Here is a 17,766-nt window from a genome sequence, read left to right as displayed (position 1 = left end):
TGTGTCTCCCGGAGGCTGAAAGACGGTCGGAACGACCGCTTAGCACTCCTCACGCGGTAGGTGCATCCGAATCGTTCCACAACCACGCCGCCCCGCGCACCCCGGAGGCGTCGCCGTGGCGGCTCCGCCGGATCGGGGTGCCGAATCCGCCGCCGAAGACGTGGGGGGCGACGCGCTCGGGCAGCGCGTCGTAGGTCTCGGGAATCGTCGAGAGGCCGCCGCCCAGCACGATCACGTCCGGGTCGAGGAGGTTGACGACGCCCGCAATGCCGCGTCCGAGCCGGTCGAGCCAAGCCGCGAAGGTCGCTCGCGCCGCCGCGTCGCCCGCGCGCATCGCCGCGACGATCGCCTCGCCGCTCATCGCCCGGTCGGTGCGGCGGGCGTGGTCGGCGGCAAGCCCCGGACCGGAGAGCCAGGTCTCGAGGCACCCGGTCCGGCCGCAATAGCAGGCCGGGCCCGGGCGCTCGTCGTCGCGGGGGGCGGGCAGCGGGTTGTGGCCCCATTCCCCGGCGATGCGCTGGCGCCCGGACAAGGCCCGGCCCGCGAGCGCGATGCCGGAGCCGACGCCAGTGCCGAGGATCACCGCCCAGACGAGCGCCGCCCCCTCCCCCGCCCCGTCGACGGCCTCGGAGACCGCCAGGCAATTGGCGTCGTTCTCCAGCCGCACCGGGCGGGCGAGCACCCTTGCGAGATCGTCGCCGAGGGGCCGGCCGTTGAGCCAGGTCGAGTTGGCGTTCTTGACCCGGCCGGTCGCCGGCACCAGCGCGCCGGGAATGCCGATCCCGACGGTTCCGGTGCCGCCGGCTTGCGATTCCAGGGCCGCGACGAGAGCCGCGATGGCCCGCAGCGAGGCGTCGTAATCGCCCCGCGGGGTCGCGACGCGCCGCTCGGCCCGGACGTGGCCGTCGAGGTCGAGGGCGATCCCGGCGATCTTGGTGCCGCCGAGATCGATGCCGATGCGCAAGGAGGGCATCCCGGATCAGGGCGCGACCGGAACCGGCTTCTCGTCGGCGATCTCGGTGCCGATCGCCAGCGGGTTGGCCATCACTTCGCGCAGCTTGACCGGATCGAGCTCGCCCTCCCAGCGGCTGACCACCACGCAGGCGACGCCGTTGCCGACCAGGTTGGTGAGGGCGCGGCACTCCGACATGAACTTGTCGATGCCGAGGATCAGCGCCATCGCGGCGACGGGCACCGGGTTGCCGGGAATCGCCCCGAGCGTCGCGGCGAGGGTGACGAAGCCGGCGCCGGTGACGCCCGAGGCGCCCTTCGAGGTCAGCATCGCGACGGCGATGATGGTGGCGTACTGCCCGAAGCTGAGATCCGCCCCCACGGCCTGGGCCAGGAACAGCGTCGCCAGCGTCATGTAGATGTTGGTGCCGTCGAGGTTGAACGAGTAACCGGTCGGGATGACGAGGCCAACCACCGAATCCGAGGCGCCGAGGCGCTTCATCTTCTGCATCATGTGCGGCAGCACCGTCTCGGACGAGGAGGTGCCGAGCACGATCAGTAGCTCGTCCTTGATGTAGGCCAGGAACTTGATGATCGAGAAGCCGGAGAAACGCGCGATCAGCCCGAGCACCACGAGCACGAAGAGCAGGCTGGTGAGGTAGAAGGTGGCGACGAGGCCCGCGAGGTTGCCGAGCTTGCCGATGCCATACTCGCCGATCGTGTAGGCCATGGCGCCGAAGGCACCGATCGGCGCGAGCTTCACGATCATGCCGATGATGCGGAAGAAGATCTCGCCCGCCGCCTCGATGGCGTGGATCGCCGGCTTGCCGCGCTCGCCCAAGCCCGTGATGACGACGCCGGTCAGCACCGCGACCAGCAGGATCTGCAGCAGGTCGCCGCCCGCGAAGGCGTCGAAGTAGCTTTTCGGGATGATCGCCATGATGTGGGCGATCGTGGAATCGGCCTGCGCCTTGCTGGCGTAGCCGGCCACCGCCTTGGCGTCGAGCTTCGAGGGGTCGACGCCGAAGCCGGCGCCCGGCTGCACGATCTCGCCGACGACGACGCCGATGACCAGCGCGAGCGAGGACACCACCTCGAAGTAGATAAGCGCCTTCAGGCCGACGCGGCCGACCTTCTTCAGGTCGCCGATCGACGCGATGCCGTGCACGATGGTGCAGAAGATGATCGGGGCAATCATCATCTTGATGAGCGCGATGAAGGCGTCGCCGAGCCATTTCATCGACTTGGCGGTATCGGGCAGGACGTAGCCGAGCAGCACGCCGAGCGCGATGGCGATCAGAACCTGGATGTAGAGGACCCTGTACCAGGGCTGCGACGAGCCCGGGGCCGTCGCGGACGGCGTGGCGTGCTGCATGATCGTTCTCTCCCCGAGGTGCCGGCCGCCGCCTTCTTGGGATCGGCCGTCGCGGTGCGGCCTCTGCCGCGTGACTGTCGTGCGGAACAGGCCGCGGCCCGGACAGTGTAGAAAGTCCGCGCCCCGTGTTCCAAGTCGAAAATCAGGGAAAACCCTTCGGTTGTCCCCGCTGCGGCCCCGCTGCCTTTGCGACATCGGGAGTCGAGACCGTCCGGCGGCCGTCGCGCGTCGCAGCCGCCCACGAGCGACCGTCTGGAGGTCGGACGCAGGCGGGGCCGGGCGTGCCGTGCAGGCGCGCCGGCGTCAAGCGCCTGATGGATGACGGGGCACCCTTCAACCGTGCGACACCGATCCGTCGCGACCAGGGGGCTCGGCGACGACGAAAAATCCCGGTCTCCGCCAGGGCGGATCCCGGGATGGGTAGATTCATCCGTCGTCGAGGAGGGCTCGCCGCCCTCAGGGCGTCGGCTGGGTCCGGCGCGGGCGCACGGTCCAGCGCTCAAAGGCCGGCGTGCCGTCGTCCCGGGCGGCATCCCCGCCCGGCACGGCGGCGCCGAGGGCCTGGGACAGGCTCTCGATCACGTCGTCGATGCGGGTATCGGGATGAGCCTCCGGCGGAGCAGGCGGCGGCGGCTCGGGGGCGGCCTCGGCCTGGTGCGGCGCCTCGTGGACCGGCTCGGGCTCCGGCGGCGGAGACGGCGCCGGTTCGGGCTGCGGCGGCGTGGCGATGCGGCGCAAGGCGTTGACCACCCCGCCCTCCTCGCCGTTGCGGCTCGGCGCGGCGTAGCGGCCGAAGCCGTAGCGCGGCTCGATCAGATCGAGCACGGCGTCGAGGGCGGCGTTGGACAGGCCGATCTCGCCGGGCTGCGGCACGCCCTGGAGCGCGATGCTGCGGCCCTCGTAGGCCGCATCGGCCGTGACCTCGGGGCCGAACCACGGCGGGACCGGGAAGCCGCCCGCCTCGTCGGGATTGTCGAACACCACCGACACGACGTCGACGGTGCCGGGGGCGACGTAGCGGTCGATCAGGGCGTCGCGGCCGTTGCCGAGGGCCACCTGGGTCCGGTCGTAAGCGGCGCGGCCGGCGCAGACGTCGAGGAGGGCATCGCCATGGGCGCGCGGCACCTCGGTGCGCTCCTCGCTCGTGGCGCCGCCATCGGAGGTGACCAGGACGAGGTGGCACTGGCCGCCATCGACGCGCACGAACGAGGTCCGGCCGGATTGCGGCGGAAAGTAACCTTCGGTGATGCGGGAGGAGCCGCGCTCCTTGCGGATCAGGCGGACCAGCGCCGGCGCAACCTGGAAACGTCGTACGAGGGTCATACGCTCAACTCCACGGGGGTCGCGGCCCAGAGGCCGCGATCGGCGTCAACTCTCGCGTATCGACCGATCATGGCGACAGAATCAAGGCCGTGCTGCCGCCGCCCCCCGATTTATTGACGGAATTCTATTGTGCGGCGCGCGATGCTGGCATCATGCCCGGCTCGCTGCGATCAGGGCCTCGGCGGCATCGGCGAGCGACCGGTTCGGCCCGTCGGCGCCGAAGATCTGCCCGCAGGCGAAGGCGCCCTCGACGAGGAGGAGCAGAGCGTCGGCGAGGCGCTCGGGCGCGCGGGCGCCGAGCGTGCCGGCGACCTCGGCGAGGCGGGCGTGAAGGGCGCGCTTGCCCTCGCGTGCCGCCTCGCGGACGGGGTGATCCGCCTCCGGATACTCGACCACGGCGTTGGAGAGGCCGCAGCCGCGAAAGCCCGGCTGGGCGCTGCGCCGGGCGATGCCGTCGAGAAAGGCCACGAGGCCCGCCGCCGGGTCGCTCGGATGGGCCGCCAGCGCCTCGTCGAGGCGGGAGCGCAGGCGCACGTCGTAATCCGCCAGGCAGGCGACCACGAGGGCATCCTTCGACGCGAAGCCACGGTAGAGGCTCGGCTTCGTCACCCCGGCCCGGGTCACGATCTCGTCGACGCCGACGCCCCGGAAGCCACGGCGGTAGAACAGGTCGCGGGCGGCTGCCCGGATCCGGTCGCCGGCCCGGAGGGGTGCGGTCCCGTCACGTCCCTCCACCATGCATTCACCCTTGACGATGTTACTGACTGGTACGTAACGTCCTAGCACGATTCGGGGAGGATGTCCCAGCATGAGTTCGACCGTGTCGCCGCGGGGCCTCGCCTCCCCCGCCCCGACTGCACCCAGACCGCGCCCCTTCGGCCGGAACTACGCCTTCGTGGTGGTGGGCGTGATCTTCCTGTGCCTGCTGGCGGCCGCGGGCCTGCGGGCCTCGCCGGGCGTGCTGATCCTGCCGCTCGAGCAGGCCTTCGGGTGGAGCCGGAGCACCACCTCCTTCGCCGCCGGGCTCGGCATCTTCCTGTACGGGCTGGTCGGGCCGTTCGCGGCGGCCCTGATGCAGAGCTTCGGCATCCGCCGCACGCTGCTCTGCGCGCTGGCCCTCATGGCGACCTCGACGGGCTTGAGCGCCCTGATGAGCGAGCCCTGGCACCTCGTCGCCACCTGGGGCGTGCTGTCGGGCCTCGGCAGCGGCTGCGTCGCCATCGTGCTCGGGGCCACGGTCGTGAACCGCTGGTTCGCCGTGCGCCGCGGCCTGTTCATGGGACTGCTCACCGCCAGCACCGCCACCGGGACGCTGGTGTTCCTGCCGGGCCTCGCGGCGATCGCGCAGGCGGGCGGCTGGCGACCGGTGGTGCTCACCGTGGCCTGCGCCATCGCGGCGCTGATCCCGGTCGTCGCCTGGCTCCTGCCGGAGCGCCCCTCCGATATCGGCCTCACGCCCTACGGCGCCGCCCCCGGCACCGTCCCCGAGCCGCCCCGGCGCGCCAATCCGTTCCGCGCCGCGATCGACGGGCTGGTGCGGGCGAGCGCCAAGGGCGATTTCTGGCTCCTGTTCGGCACCTTCTTCATCTGCGGCCTCACCACCAACGGGCTGGTGGGCACCCACCTGATCTCGTTCTGCGCCGACCAGGGCATCCCGGAGGTGCGGGCCGCCGGGCTCCTGGCGCTGATGGGCGTGTTCGACCTCATCGGCACCACCGGCTCGGGCTGGCTCACCGACCGCTACGACCCGCGCAAGCTCCTGTTCGTCTATTACGGCCTGCGCGGCCTGTCGCTGATGGCCCTGCCCTTCACCGACTTCTCGTTCTACAGCCTGTCGATCTTCGCGGTGTTCTACGGCCTCGACTGGATCGCCACGGTGCCGCCCACGGTGCGCCTCGCCAACGAGACCTTCGGCGAGCGCGATGCCCCGATCGTGTTCGGCTGGATCGCCGCCGGCCACCAGCTCGGCGCCGCGACGGCCGCGTTCGGCGCCGGCCTGGTGCGGGCCTCGGAGGGCCGCTACCTCGAGGCCTTCCTGGCCGCCGGCCTCACCGCCGTGATGGCCGCGCTGATGTCGCTGATGATCGGCCGGATGCGGCAGGCGGCGCCGGCGGCGGCGTGAAGAAGCGCCGGACGTAAGCCCGCGGGCGCGTCCGGCTCCGGTTTTCCCATGCGTTTTCAGGCTTTCCGCGCCTTGCCCTGGTCAGGGCGACCGGTCTACCCCATCTGATCGGCGGGCCGTCCAGGCCTGCGACGTGAAGGCCGTTCTCCCGAGGTCATCGATGCTTACCGACACTCCCGCGGCCGGCCAGCCCCCCGCGGGCGCCCTGATCAAGGACACCACCACCGCGACCTTCCGCCAGGACGTGATGCAGGAATCCCTGCAGCAGCCGGTGCTGGTCGATTTCTGGGCGCCGTGGTGCGGGCCGTGCAAGCAGCTCACCCCGATCATCGAGAAGGCCGTCAAGGACGCCGGCGGCAAGGTGAAGCTCGTCAAGATGAACATCGACGAGCATCCCCAGATCGCCGGCCAGCTCGGCATCCAGTCGATCCCGGCGGTGATCGCGTTCCAGCGCGGGCAGCCGGTCGACGGCTTCATGGGCGCCCTGCCCGAGGGCCAGGTGAAGGCCTTCATCGAGCGCCTGGTCGGCCCCCTCGGTCCCACCGCGGTCGAGGACCTGATGGCGGAGGCGCAAGGAGCGGCCGAGGCCGGCGACCCGGACGCCGCCGCCGAGATCTACGCCGCGATCCTGGGCCAGGAGCCGGGCCATCCGGGCGCCATCGCGGCGCTCGCCCGCCTGCTCCTCGACCGCGACGACCTCGAGGGCGCCCGCCGCTTCCTCGAGGCGGCGCCGCCCGAGGCCGCCAAGGACCCGGCCATCGCGGCCGTGAAGGCGGCGATCGAGCTCGCCGAGCAGGCCGCCTCGCTCGGCGACCTCGCCGGCCTGCAGCGCCGGATCGAGGCCGATCCCACCGATTTCCAGGCGCGGTTCGACCTCGCGCTCGGCTTCAACGCCAAGGGCCGGCAGCAGGAGGCGATCGACCAGCTGATCGAGATCGTCCGCCGCGACCGCTCCTGGAACGACGACGGCGCCCGCAAGCAGCTGCTCCAGCTGTTCGAGGCCTGGGGCCCGATGGACCCGATGACCATCCGCGGCCGGCGCAAGCTGTCGACCCTGATGTTCTCCTGACGGCGCTCGCAAGTGCATCCGGGGCGCGGCATTACGTCGGACAGGTATCCACGCCGGAGGGCCGCGCCCTAGTTAGCGGGTTGCGATCCCGGGCCCGAGACGACGGGGCCCGGGACCCCTTTCGATCCGCGCGGGAGCGACGCCGATGAGCATGAACGTCGCCTACAAGGGGCCGGCCGACTGCCCGACCGAGATCCCGGTCTTTCCGCTCCCGGGCGCGCTGCTGCTGCCGCGGGGCCAGATGCCGCTCAACATCTTCGAGCCCCGCTACCTCGCGATGGTGGACGAGGCCCTGCGCACCGACCGGGTGATCGGCATGATCCAGCCGGATTCCGATACCGGCGAGACCCCGCTGTCGCCAAAGCTCTTCCGGGTCGGCTGCGCCGGCCGGGTGACCCAGTTCGCCGAGACCGGCGACGGCCGCTACCTGATCTCGCTCACCGGCATCGCCCGGTTCCGGATCGAGGAGGAGCTGTCGACCAGCACGGGCTTCCGCCGCTGCAAGGTCACCTTCGCCCCGTTCGAGAGCGACTTCCACGCCCGCGCCGGCGAGGAGGCGGTGGATCGCGCCGGCGTGCTGAAGGCGCTTCGCGATTTCGTCGAGGCCAACGACCTCAAGGTCGACTGGGCCGGGATCGAGGAGGCGCCGAACGAGGCCCTGGTCAACGCGCTCTGCATGATGAGCCCCTTCGGCCCGCGCGAGAAGCAGGCGATGCTGGAGGCGCCCGACCTCAAGACCCGGGCCGAGGTGCTGATCGCCGTGACCGAGATGGAGCTGGTGCGGGCCTCGGGAGCTGAGCCGACGCTGCAATAGGCGGCGCTTTGGGCTAAAGCCCCGGGGGCAAAGTCCCGCATCGGACCGTTCGGAAGGACCACCCGTGACCGACTCCCCCGCCTCCTTCGAAGCCGCTCGCATCGATCCGAAGCTGCTCGAGCTCCTGGTCTGCCCCCTGACCAAGGAGCGGCTCGACTACGATTCCGCGCGCCAGGAGCTGATCAGCCGCTCGGCCAAGCTCGCCTACCCGATCCGCGACGGCATCCCGATCATGCTGCCGGAAGAGGCGCGTCCTCTGGCGGATTGAGGGCGCGAAGCCGCGCGGGACAGGGCCCCGCGCGGTGTCCCGTCGACAACCGGCAACACACCCGACAATTCGGGGCGGGATGCGTTGGCGCCCGCCGCCTCCCCGTCTAAACCTCGTCGGGACGGTTCCCCCCGGGGATCAAAAGGGAACGCGGTGAGGGCACGAGCGCCCGAAGCCGCGGCTGCCCCCGCAACTGTGAGCGGCGAGCCTCCATCACCGACGTCACTGGGCGTTCGACGCCCGGGAAGACGATGGAGGGCGAAGACCCGCGAGCCAGGAGACCTGCCGTCAGCCGTGGTCACATGTGGGCCGCGCCGGACGGGGTGCGCCGGTGCCTCCACGGTGACGTGCCACAGCCCGCGAAGGCTCGTCCGTGCCTGTCTGCCGTTCTCCTTTCCTCGCGGCCCTCGCCGCCGCGTGCCTGCCCGTCCCCGCCCTCGCGCAGGACGACATCCGCCTCGACCAGATCGAGGTGAAAGCTCCGGCGCCCGCGGTGCCGGGGGCGGCCAGCGCCGGCTATCCCGGCGGCGTCACCGGCATCGGCGGGGCCTTGCGCCCGGTGGACGCGGCGAGCGCCGGGATCATCAGCGGGGCCGCCATCAACAGCCTGCCGGTCACCCGTCCGGGCGAGGTGCTGGAGGCGGTGCCGGGCCTGATCGTCACCCAGCATTCCGGCGAGGGCAAAGCCAACCAGTTCTTCCTGCGCGGCTTCAACCTCGACCACGGCACCGACATCGCCCTCCACGTCGACGGCATGCCGGTGAACATGCGCACCCACGCCCACGGCCAGGGCTACGCCGACCTCAACTTCCTGATCCCCGAACTCGTCGGCGCGGTCGAGTTCCACAAGGGCCCGTACTTCGTCCGCGATGGCGACTTCGCCTCCGCCGGCTCGGTGCGGATCGACTACCTCGACAAGCTGGACCGCAACATTGCGCTGACCACCCTCGGCAGCTTCGGGTACAAGCGCGGGCTCTCGGCCGCCTCCGTGCCGCTCGGCGCCGGCAACCTTCTGGTGGCGGGCGAGGCGCAGGCCTATGACGGGCCGTGGGTCGTGCCCGATGCCCTGCGCAAGCTCAACGGCGTCGCCCGCTACAGCCAGGGCACCGCCACGGACGGCTTCGCCGTTACCGGCATGGCGTACTGGGCGAGGTGGAGCGCCACCAACCAGATCCCGGAGCGGGCGGTGGCGGAGGGCATCATCGGCCGCACCGGCACCCTCGATCCGACAGATGGCGGCGACACCGGACGGTTCTCGCTCTCGGGACGCTGGAGCCGGTCGGACGCGGGCGGCATCACGCGGGCCTCGGCCTACGTGATCCGCTACCAGATGAATCTCTGGAACAACTTCACCTATGTCCTCAACGACCCCGTCAACGGCGACCAGTTCCGCCAGCGCGACGCCCGGGTGCTCGGCGGAGGCGAGATCTCCCGGACGTTCCAGGGCGACCTGTTCGGGTTGGCCATGGAGAACGAGATCGGCATCCAGACCCGTACCGACGACATCCGGGTCGGCCTGTTCAACACCACGGCCCGGCAATACCGTTCGACGGTGCTCGACGACCGGGTGATGGAGGCGAGCGCCGCGATTTACTACGAGAACCGGGTTCGATGGACCGACTGGCTGCGCACCAGCGTCGGCTTTCGGGCCGACGGCTATGTCGCCGATGTCCGCTCCGACACGCCCGCGAATTCGGGCCGGGCTCGCGACGGCATCGTCAACCCGAAGCTCGGCGCGGTGTTCGGGCCGTGGGCCGACACCGAACTCTACCTGAATTACGGCGGCGGCTTCCATTCGAACGACGCCCGCGGTGTCACCGCGACGGTCGATCCGGCGAGCCCGCTCTTCACCGTCGCCCGCGCGCCGTTCCTGGTCCCTTCCACCGGCTACGAGGTCGGCATCCGCAACCGCTCGATCGCCGGGCTGGAGACGAGCCTCGCCCTGTTCCGGCTCGACTTCGCCTCCGAGAACCTGTTTCAGGGCGATACCGGCACCACCGAGCCGAGCCGGCCGACCCGGCGCTTCGGCATCGAGTGGAGCAACCACTACGCCGTGACGTCCTGGCTGCGGCTCGAAGCCGACCTGACCCTCACCAATGCCCGCTTCGCCGACCGCGATCCGGTCGGCCGGCGGATCCCGGAGGCACCGACCGCCATCGCCTCGGCGGGCCTCACCTTCGGCGAAGGTCAGGGCTGGTTCGGTGCCCTGCGCTTCCGCTATTTCGGGCCGCGGCCGCTGATCGAGGACAATTCGGTGCGCTCGAAGCCGACCGCTTTGCTCAACGGCCGGATCGGCTACGCCTTCGACACCGGCGTGAGCCTCGCCCTCGACGTGCTCAACCTGACGAACGCGCGGGCCGACCAGATCACCTACTTCTACGAATCGCGACTGCCGGGGGAAGCGGCGGGCGTCGCCGACCGGCACTTCCACCCGGTCGAGGCCACGGCCCTGCGGTTGACGCTGGCGGGGCGGTTCTAGGCGACGATCCTCCGGTTTGCCCCGGCGGAGTGGCCATCCTCCCTGTCATTCCCGGGCCGCGCAGCGGAACCCGGAATGACCCTGCGGGGGTCGATCAGATCAGAGATGCTCACATAGGCGCTGGCAGATCCCGTCGCATCAGCGCGTAGACCCTCTCTCGATACGGAACCGTCTCCACCGTCCGCCAGCCGATCCTAGCATAGAGCGCTTCCGCGCTGCGGGTATAGAGCCACAGGGCCGGGACCCCGCGGGCGACCGCCTCCGCCTCCACCGCCGCGACCAGCCGGACGGCGTGGCCGCGGCGCCGAGCCTGGGGCGCCACGAAGACGCCGGCGAGCCAGGGCGTCAGGTCGGGCCGCAACTCGAGATCGTGGGCGGCCAGGCTCGCCATGCCGACGGGCTCGTCATCGACCAGGAGCACGAAGGTGCGGGGCATCGGGCCGGCCGTGGCGGAGCCGGCGGTTTCCGCCGCCGTCACCTCGGCGAGGCTGCGCCCTTGTCCCTGCGCGAAGGCCTCCCAGCGCCAGCGCGCGGTGACGGGCACGAGGTCGAGCCGCTCGGCCGTGGTGACGATCGCGTGAGGCATCGGACATCCCCCGGGACGGGCCGTCCTTCGCCCGGCGCGTCCGCTCGGGTCAATGCCACCCTTGGCCGAAGCGGCCGGTCGAGTGCAGCAAGGTGTGCCCGCATTCGAGGCAGAGATAGCGGGTCTCGACACCGCCGCCGAAGGCCTCGATCACCGGCGTCGAAGCCACCACCATGAGGCGGGCATGGGGACGCTCCTGCCAATGCGCGCGCATCTGCCCGCAGCAGGCCCGGCAGGCCGCGTCGTCGGCGCTCATCGGGGGCGGCCCGAGGCGGGCCTTGTAACTCTGCTGGGCCATGCGGCGTCAGTCTCGTGCGGTGGGGCCGCATCCGAAACGATCCCGGGATGGGTCGCCCGCCGGCTCCGCGGGATCAGCAAGAACGGGACCGGCGAGAAGAGGTGAGGCGAGCGGGCGGGAGACCGTCCGTTCGGGGTCGAACCATGCGGACGCTCCGCCGCTCGGCCGATACGGCCAAGCCAAATCGGCGTCGCTCCGCCGACCGGACGATAGCACTGTTTCGCGGGATTGCGGCAAGACTGAGCGAGGGGCAGGCTTGCATGCGAGGATGGGTCCGCGGGAACCGTCGCGGGGGGCACCGGTTGTCTCGCCGCCGGAGGAGCGGGCCTTCGCGACGCGGGAGGAGCCGGTTCGTGACGCGTCGCCGGATCACCGTCTGGCTCGGAGGGGCGTTTCTCCTTGCAGGGGCAGGATACGCCATCGCGGCCTGGCGGCCTGCCCTCGCGCCGGGCGGCCCGGCACCGGCCGAGACCGCGCCGGAGCAGGTCCGCAAGGGGGCAGCCCTCGCGTCCCTCGGCTACTGCGCCTCCTGCCACACCGCGGAAGGCGGCCGGCCCTATGCGGGCGGGCGCGGCATCGGCACGCCGTTCGGCACGATCTACGCCACCAACATCACGCCGGATCCAGAGACGGGGCTCGGCCGCTACTCGCTCGCCGCCTTCACCCGGGCGATGCGCGAAGGCGTCGACCGGGAGGGGCGCCACCTCTACCCGGCCTTTCCCTATACCCACTATGCCGGCCTGACCGACGCGGACATCGCCGCCCTCTACGCCTTCGTGATGAGCCGCGAGCCGGTGCGGCAGGAGGCGAAGGCCAATGACTTGCCCTTCCCGCTCTCCTGGCGCCCCCTCCTCGCCGGCTGGAAGCTGCTCTTCGCGAAAGCCCCCGACATCCCGGGGAACAAGATTCCGGCCGATCCGCGCCGGGATGCGGAGTGGCATCGCGGCGCCTATCTGGCCGAAACCTTGAGCCATTGCGGCGCCTGCCACAGTCCCCGCAATCTCGTGGGCGCCGAGGTGAGAACGAAGGCCTATGCGGGGGGCGAGGCGGATGGCTGGTGGGTGCCGCCCCTCGACCGCTCCTCCCCGGCACCGCTCGCCTGGGACAAGGAGAGCCTCGCCCGCTACCTCGCCGAATGGGATCCGCAGCATGGCGGAGCCGCCGGGCCGATGCGCCCGGTGGTGGAGGCGCACCGGACCGTCCCGGCGGGCGAGATCCGGGCGCTCGCCGCCTATACGGCGACGCTCTACGGCTCCGGTCCCGCCGGCAGCCGCACCGGCCCGGTCGACCGGGCGGTCGCGAGCGACGATCCCTCCCTGGCCCGAGGCGCCGCCACCTATGCGGGCGCCTGCGCGGTCTGCCACGAGAGCGGCGGCGGGGCCGCCGGCGGCGTGCCCTACACCACGCCGTCGCTCGGTCACCGCACCACCCTGCGGGCGCCCGATCCGCGCAACCTGATCCTGGTCCTGCGCGACGGGATCGCACCCCGGGAGCGGGCACCGGGTCCGATCATGCCGGCCTACGGGTCGATGCTGGATCCGGCCCAGATGACCGACCTCGCCGCTTACTTGCGCGCCCGCTTCAGCCCCGACGGACCCTGGCCGAAGCTCGGCGACGCGGTGAAGACACTGATGCGGGATAACCCGCGCCCCGGCGCCCGGGCCGAGGCGGGACGTTGAGGAGGAGACGCCGATGCCGACCCTGACGGTGAACGGCCGCAGCCAGGCGGTCGCGGCGGAGCCGGAGACCCCGCTTCTGTACGTGCTGCGCGATGAACTCGGACTCAATGGTGCCAAGTTCGGCTGCGGCCTCGGCCAGTGCGGGGCGTGCACGGTGGAGGTCGAGGGCCGCGCGATCCTGTCCTGCCTCACCCCGATCGGCGTGCTGGAGGGCCGGTCCGTCACCACCGTCGAGGGGCTGGGGAGCCCGGAGAATCCGGGCCCGCTCCAGGCCGCCTTCATCGCCGAGAACGCGGCGCAGTGCGGCTACTGCATCGCCGGCATGGTGATGCGGGCCCACGCCCTTCTGCGCGCCGTCCCGCATCCGAGCGAGGCCGAGATCCGGGACGCGCTGCGGTTCAACCTGTGCCGCTGCGGCACCCATCTGCGGATCCTCGCCGCCGTGCGGCGCGCCGCAGGGCTGCCCGAGCCCGCCACCACGGGGGCGACGCCGTGAGCGCGCTCACCCGCCGCACGCTGCTCGTCGGCGGCGCGCTCCTCGTCGGAATCGGGCTGCCGCGCCGGTCCGAGGCCGCATCCCTGCCCGGCAGCTTGGCGCAAGCGCCGCGGATCGATGCCTGGATCCGGATCGGCGAGGACGGCGCCGTCACGGTGCTCACCGGCAAGGCGGAGCTCGGCCAGGGCATCAAGACGGCGCTGATCCAGGTGGCGGCGGAAGAACTCGGGCTGGAGCCCGCATCCTTGCGCCTCCACACCGCCGATACCGAGCTGACTCCGAACGAGGGCTACACCGCCGGCAGCCACTCGATGCAGGATTCGGCCACCGCGATCCGGCACGCCGCCGCGGCGGCGCGGGCGCTGCTACTCGAGGTCGCCGGGAATCGGCTCGGCCTGAAGCCGGATTCGCTGCGGGTCGAGGGCGGCGCAATCGCGGCGCCGGACGGACGGCGCATGACACTCGGCGAGATCGCCCAGGAGGTGGAGCTCGACGCACCGGTGCCCGACACGATCGCCCTGCGGGAGCCGGCGACCTACACGATCGTCGGCCGGCCGTTGCCTCGGGTCGACATTCCCGCCAAGGTCGCGGGCGGCGCGGCCTACGTCCAGGACATCCGCACCCCCGGCATGGTCCATGCCCGGATCCTGCGCCCGCCCCGTCCCGGCGCCCGCCTCGTCAGCGTCGACGCGGAGGCGATCGCCTCCCGCCCCGGGGTGATCCGGGTGCACCGCGACGGCGACGTCCTGGCGGTGCTGGCCGAGCGGGAATACGCCGCCGTGACGGCGATGCGGGCGCTCGCCAAGGTTGCGGTCTGGCAGGGCGGCACGAGCGTGCCGGAGCCCGAGGCCTTGTTCTCCGACCTTGCCGGTCGACCGGCACAGCGGACGATCATTCACGAGGCCGGCGCCGATGCGCCGGTGCCGCCGGGGCGCCGGATCACCGCGCAATACCGACGACGCTACCAGATGCACGGCTCGATCGGCCCGTCCTGCGCGGTGGCCGAGTTCGATGGCGGGCACCTCACCGTGTGGTCGCACGCGCAAGGCATGTTCCCCCTGCGCCGGGCGCTCGCCGAGATGCTGTCCCTGCCCGAGGAGCAGGTGCGCTGCATCCATGTCGAAGGGTCCGGCTGCTACGGCCATAACGGCGCCGACGACGTGGCGGGCGACGCCGCGCTGCTGGCCCGCGCCCTCCCCGGCCGGCCGGTGCGGGTGCAGTATACCCGCGAGCAGGAGCACCTGTGGGAGCCCTATGGCGGGGCGATGACGACCGAAGCCTCGGCCGTGCTCGGGCCGGACGGGCGCATCGCCGACTGGGCTTATTCGGTGCGCAGCCCGACCCACCTCACCCGCCCGCCGGGTGCGGGCCAGCTGCTCTCGGCCCGGATGCTGGAAACACCGTTCCCGGCCCCGCCCCCGAAGGCGCTGCCGCAGCCGGAGGGCGGCGGCGACCGCAACGCCATCCCGCTCTACCGGCTGCCCCGGGCGCGGGTGGCGCACGACTTCGTCGCCGACATGCCGCTCAGGGTCTCGGCCCTGCGCAGCCTCGGCGCCTACATGAACGTGTTCTCGATCGAGAGTTTCGTCGACGAGCTGGCCGAGGCCGCCGGCGCCGATCCGGTCGCGTTCCGCTTGCGCCATCTCGACGATCCAAGGGCGCGGGCCGTCGTGGAGGCCGCCGCCGGGCGTTTCGGCTGGGGAGGGGCGCTGCCGAGAGGTCGCGGCGCCGGCTTCGCCTTCGCCCGCTACAAGAACCTCGCCGCCTATTGCGCGCTCGCCGTCGAGGTGGAAGTGGCGCGCGAGAGCGGCCGGGTCCGGCTGGTGCGGGCGCAGGCGGCGGTCGATGCCGGCCAGGTGGTCAACCCGCACGGCATCCGCGACCAGATCGAGGGTGGGATCATCCAGGCGATGAGCTGGAGCCTGTTCGAGGCGGTGGCGCACGATGCCGAAGGTCCGACGAGCCGCGACTGGAGCACCTATCCGATCGCCCGCTTCCCCGACATTCCCGAGCGCCTCGACGTTCACCTGCTCGATCGCTCAGGCCATCCGTTCCTCGGCGCCGGCGAGGTCGCGCAGGGGCCGACCGCCGCCGCGCTCGCCAACGCGATCCGTCACGCCGCGGGGGTGCGCCTGCGCGAAGTGCCGATGCGACCGGAGCTGGTGAAGGCAGCGATCGGGGTGTGACCCGCGGACCGGCCGGGCTGTCGAGGGAGACGACGAGACGCCGGCTGCGTTTCCCTGCCACGAAGTCGGGCAGATCCGACTTCGCTCCTCGCTTGCAGATCCCGGTCAAGCCAGGGATCTGCCGGGATTTAGGAGACGATCCGCGCCGATTGGGTCGAAGGAAGCATCGCCGGGCAGCCTTGCCGCATCCGGGACAAGGTGGAGCACCGAGCCCCGCTCCAGACGACCTCCGCGCGTTGAAACCTCAGGCCTTCTTCTTCGCCCGCGCCTTGGGGGCGGCCTTGGCGGCTTTGGCGACCTTGGCAGCCGCGACCGCCTCGGCCTCGCGGGCGAGACGCAGCGCCTTGAGGCGGGCGGTGTTGTCGTCGCGGCTGCGCTCCGCGCTGGCGAGGTCGGACCAAGCCTGTGCCGCCATCTCGGCCTGCATCTGAGCCCGCGCCGCGCGGGTCTCCGCCTGTCCGCGCGCGGTACTGTCTTGGGTCGCCATGACGTCATCCCTCTTGCGAGACGCGGGCGAGCCGCAGCCTCGGGAGGGCGCCGGGCCGAACGTGCCGCCGAGTGCGACCCGCCCCCGGCGCCCTCTCCTTATATAGGACGTGGCGGAGAATTGTCATGCACTCGCGGCCGGGCCGGTCCGGAGGGCGAGGTGCGAACCGGTCTCGGCGGCCTCGGCGGGACCGGCCTCAATGAGCGTTCGGCGCCCCGTGCCGCGGCTCCTCGGACGCGTCGTCCGCCAGGGCCTCGGCGAAGGGGAATTCCAGCACGACCTCGCCGGCCTCGTCGGTCACCACCAGGCTCGCGGCCAGCAGACGGTCCTGGTTCTTCGGATCATCCATCATCGCGCGGATGATCGCGCGCGACGCCTCCCAGGCATGATCGGGATCGCGCAGTTCTTCACCGTTCAGATCGGTGATCACGTCGTCGCCGATGTGAGTGTTGAAGAAGTATCGGGGCATGGGCAATCCTTCCGGCCGGGCAGTGTTCCTACCTGCCCTGTTCGGCCTTCCGGGACCAGTCCCCTGATCGGGTGATGCGATGCCGATTTCGACGCGTGTGCCCGATTGGGGATCGAGAATGACGAGTCCCATCGTCAACTCCTGTGCAACGCGCCCCGCCGCCCAGGCCCAGTGAGACTGCAACTTGTGGCGGAGATGAGACCTCGCGCGCAATCCAGCGCCGGGTCCCGGCCGGCCATGACGCGGCTCCGTCGACCCGGGCGCCGCCGAACGGTGAACAAGTCGGCTCTTGTCCACTTGCGCCGGGTCCGCGATTCAGCTTTTCTGACCGTGGGTCATTGGCGGGACGTTAGGTCACGAAACCCCTGCGCCGCCCGGCCTCGCCCAAGGGAGCCTCGAGACATCCGATGTTGTGGCGCATCACCCATTGGAGCCGCAAGCTGCCCCCGCCCGCCCTCGTCGGTGGGTTCGACCCGGTTTACTATCTCGGCAAGAATCCGGACGTGGCGGCCGAGGGGTGCGATCCTCTCGAGCATTACTTGCATTTCGGCTGGCGCGAGGGGCGGGATCCTTCCGCCGAGTTCAGCACGCGCGGCTATCTCTCGGCCAATCCGGACGTGGAACGGGCGGGAGTGAATCCCCTGCTCCATTACCGCGAGCACGGCCTGGCCGAGCGCCGGCGCGGCTGGCAGCAGAAGCCGGGCGCCTGATCCCGGACTCCGCACTGGTACGCGAAGTCCCGGGCAGTCCCCGGAGCCTCTCAGCTTCCCCGATAGGTGCTGTAGGCGTAGGGCGCGATCAGCAGGGGTACGTGGTAGTGGGTCAGGCCGGGCCGGACCACGAAGCGCACCGGCACCTCGTCGAGGAAGTCGCCGGCGCCGTCGTCGCCCGAACCCGCGAAATAGGCCCCGACCGCGAAGACCAGCTCGTAGATGCCCGGCCGCAGCGCCTCGCCCGCGAGCAACGGCGCGTCGCAGCGCCCGTCCGCGTTGGTGAGCGTGCGGGCGACCTCCTCCCGCGCGCCGTCGGTCAGGCGCCAGAGCTGCACCGCCACCCCGGCGGCCGGCCGCCCATGGGCGGTGTCGAGAACGTGGGTGGTCAGGCGCGGCGTCTCGGGGCTCGACGGGGTGGGCACGGACATCGTGGGTCTCCGGTCACGGCCCT

General features: G+C 71.6%; 18 protein-coding genes and 1 riboswitch. Of the genes, 9 read left to right on the top strand and 9 right to left on the bottom strand.

The annotated features are described in order from the left end of the window. Positions 1 to 49: 49 nt before the first annotated feature. From DA075_RS03525 to DA075_RS03510, 4 genes are all read right to left on the bottom strand, one after another. Entirely contained in the window at positions 50 to 973 is a 924-nt protein-coding gene (locus DA075_RS03525; RefSeq protein WP_099952033.1) for an ROK family protein, read from the bottom strand. A gap of 6 nt (positions 974 to 979) precedes the next feature. Continuing rightward, positions 980 to 2,326, bottom strand: a complete 1,347-nt coding sequence (locus DA075_RS03520; protein WP_099952032.1) for a dicarboxylate/amino acid:cation symporter — start codon at positions 2,324 to 2,326, stop codon at positions 980 to 982. 456 nt (positions 2,327 to 2,782) lie between these two features. Next, positions 2,783 to 3,649: a CYTH domain-containing protein gene (locus DA075_RS03515; protein ID WP_099952031.1), complete on the bottom strand. Its 867-nt coding sequence runs from the start codon at positions 3,647 to 3,649 to the stop codon at positions 2,783 to 2,785. A 150-nt stretch (positions 3,650 to 3,799) separates the two neighbouring features. Next, entirely contained in the window at positions 3,800 to 4,387 is a 588-nt protein-coding gene (locus DA075_RS03510; protein ID WP_099952030.1) for a TetR/AcrR family transcriptional regulator, read from the bottom strand. A gap of 70 nt (positions 4,388 to 4,457) precedes the next feature. Between DA075_RS03510 and DA075_RS03505 the strand changes: the two genes are divergently transcribed. The 5 genes from DA075_RS03505 (at position 4,458) to DA075_RS03485 (ending at position 10,401) form a co-directional block, all read left to right on the top strand. After that, positions 4,458 to 5,771: an MFS transporter gene (locus tag DA075_RS03505; protein WP_099952029.1), complete on the top strand. Its 1,314-nt coding sequence runs from the start codon at positions 4,458 to 4,460 to the stop codon at positions 5,769 to 5,771. 160 nt (positions 5,772 to 5,931) lie between these two features. Continuing rightward, positions 5,932 to 6,840: a thioredoxin gene (trxA, locus tag DA075_RS03500; RefSeq protein WP_099952028.1), complete on the top strand. Its 909-nt coding sequence runs from the start codon at positions 5,932 to 5,934 to the stop codon at positions 6,838 to 6,840. Positions 6,841 to 6,985: 145 nt separating this feature from the next. Continuing rightward, the gene (locus DA075_RS03495) at positions 6,986 to 7,654 is read left to right on the top strand and encodes an LON peptidase substrate-binding domain-containing protein (protein WP_099952027.1); all 669 of its coding nucleotides are present in this window, start codon (positions 6,986 to 6,988) and stop codon (positions 7,652 to 7,654) included. Positions 7,655 to 7,718: 64 nt separating this feature from the next. After that, entirely contained in the window at positions 7,719 to 7,922 is a 204-nt protein-coding gene (locus DA075_RS03490) for a Trm112 family protein (RefSeq protein ID WP_099952026.1), read from the top strand. 105 nt (positions 7,923 to 8,027) lie between these two features. Then, a riboswitch (cobalamin riboswitch) is annotated at positions 8,028 to 8,226 on the top strand. 147 nt (positions 8,227 to 8,373) lie between these two features. Next, positions 8,374 to 10,401, top strand: coding sequence for a TonB-dependent receptor (locus tag DA075_RS03485; RefSeq protein WP_210207044.1), 2,028 nt, complete (start codon positions 8,374 to 8,376; stop codon positions 10,399 to 10,401). 109 nt (positions 10,402 to 10,510) lie between these two features. Here DA075_RS03485 and DA075_RS03480 read toward each other — a convergent pair whose 3' ends face one another. Further along, on the bottom strand, positions 10,511 to 10,987 hold the full coding sequence (locus DA075_RS03480; protein WP_099952025.1) for a GNAT family N-acetyltransferase: 477 nt from the start codon (positions 10,985 to 10,987) through the stop codon (positions 10,511 to 10,513). A 49-nt stretch (positions 10,988 to 11,036) separates the two neighbouring features. Next, the gene (locus tag DA075_RS03475; RefSeq protein ID WP_232386410.1) at positions 11,037 to 11,285 is read right to left on the bottom strand and encodes a hypothetical protein; all 249 of its coding nucleotides are present in this window, start codon (positions 11,283 to 11,285) and stop codon (positions 11,037 to 11,039) included. Between the two features lie 353 nt (positions 11,286 to 11,638). Between DA075_RS03475 and DA075_RS03470 the strand changes: the two genes are divergently transcribed. The 3 genes from DA075_RS03470 to DA075_RS03460 are packed head-to-tail and all read left to right on the top strand — an operon-like array spanning position 11,639 to position 15,646. Continuing rightward, complete coding sequence (locus tag DA075_RS03470; RefSeq protein WP_244936495.1) at positions 11,639 to 12,964, top strand: cytochrome c; 1,326 nt, start codon at positions 11,639 to 11,641, stop codon at positions 12,962 to 12,964. A gap of 13 nt (positions 12,965 to 12,977) precedes the next feature. Further along, positions 12,978 to 13,460 carry a (2Fe-2S)-binding protein gene (locus DA075_RS03465; protein ID WP_099952023.1) on the top strand — a complete coding sequence of 161 codons (483 nt, stop codon included), beginning with the start codon at positions 12,978 to 12,980 and terminating at the stop codon, positions 13,458 to 13,460. Continuing rightward, positions 13,457 to 15,646, top strand: coding sequence for a xanthine dehydrogenase family protein molybdopterin-binding subunit (locus DA075_RS03460; RefSeq protein ID WP_099952022.1), 2,190 nt, complete (start codon positions 13,457 to 13,459; stop codon positions 15,644 to 15,646). The genes DA075_RS03465 and DA075_RS03460 overlap by 4 nt, the downstream gene beginning before the upstream one ends. A gap of 244 nt (positions 15,647 to 15,890) precedes the next feature. On the opposite strand, the gene DA075_RS03455 is transcribed toward DA075_RS03460, so the two are convergent. Continuing rightward, positions 15,891 to 16,133 (bottom strand): hypothetical protein, encoded by a 243-nt coding sequence (locus DA075_RS03455; protein WP_099952021.1) that lies wholly within the window; start codon positions 16,131 to 16,133, stop codon positions 15,891 to 15,893. A 196-nt stretch (positions 16,134 to 16,329) separates the two neighbouring features. After that, positions 16,330 to 16,602 carry a DUF6894 family protein gene (locus DA075_RS03450; RefSeq protein ID WP_099952020.1) on the bottom strand — a complete coding sequence of 91 codons (273 nt, stop codon included), beginning with the start codon at positions 16,600 to 16,602 and terminating at the stop codon, positions 16,330 to 16,332. A 407-nt stretch (positions 16,603 to 17,009) separates the two neighbouring features. On the opposite strand from DA075_RS03450, the gene DA075_RS03445 reads away from it, so the two are divergent. Beyond that, positions 17,010 to 17,312: a hypothetical protein gene (locus DA075_RS03445; protein ID WP_099952019.1), complete on the top strand. Its 303-nt coding sequence runs from the start codon at positions 17,010 to 17,012 to the stop codon at positions 17,310 to 17,312. Between the two features lie 50 nt (positions 17,313 to 17,362). Here the strand turns inward: DA075_RS03445 and uraH are convergent, their stop codons facing one another. Next, a complete protein-coding gene (gene uraH / locus DA075_RS03440) occupies positions 17,363 to 17,737 on the bottom strand; it encodes a hydroxyisourate hydrolase (RefSeq protein WP_414468178.1) in 375 nt (124 codons plus the stop codon). Between the last annotated feature and the right edge of the window lie 29 nt (positions 17,738 to 17,766).

This window comes from Methylobacterium currus (assembly GCF_003058325.1).
Lineage (GTDB): Bacteria > Pseudomonadota > Alphaproteobacteria > Rhizobiales > Beijerinckiaceae > Methylobacterium > Methylobacterium currus.
This window is presented reverse-complemented; position numbering and strand designations above follow the sequence as displayed.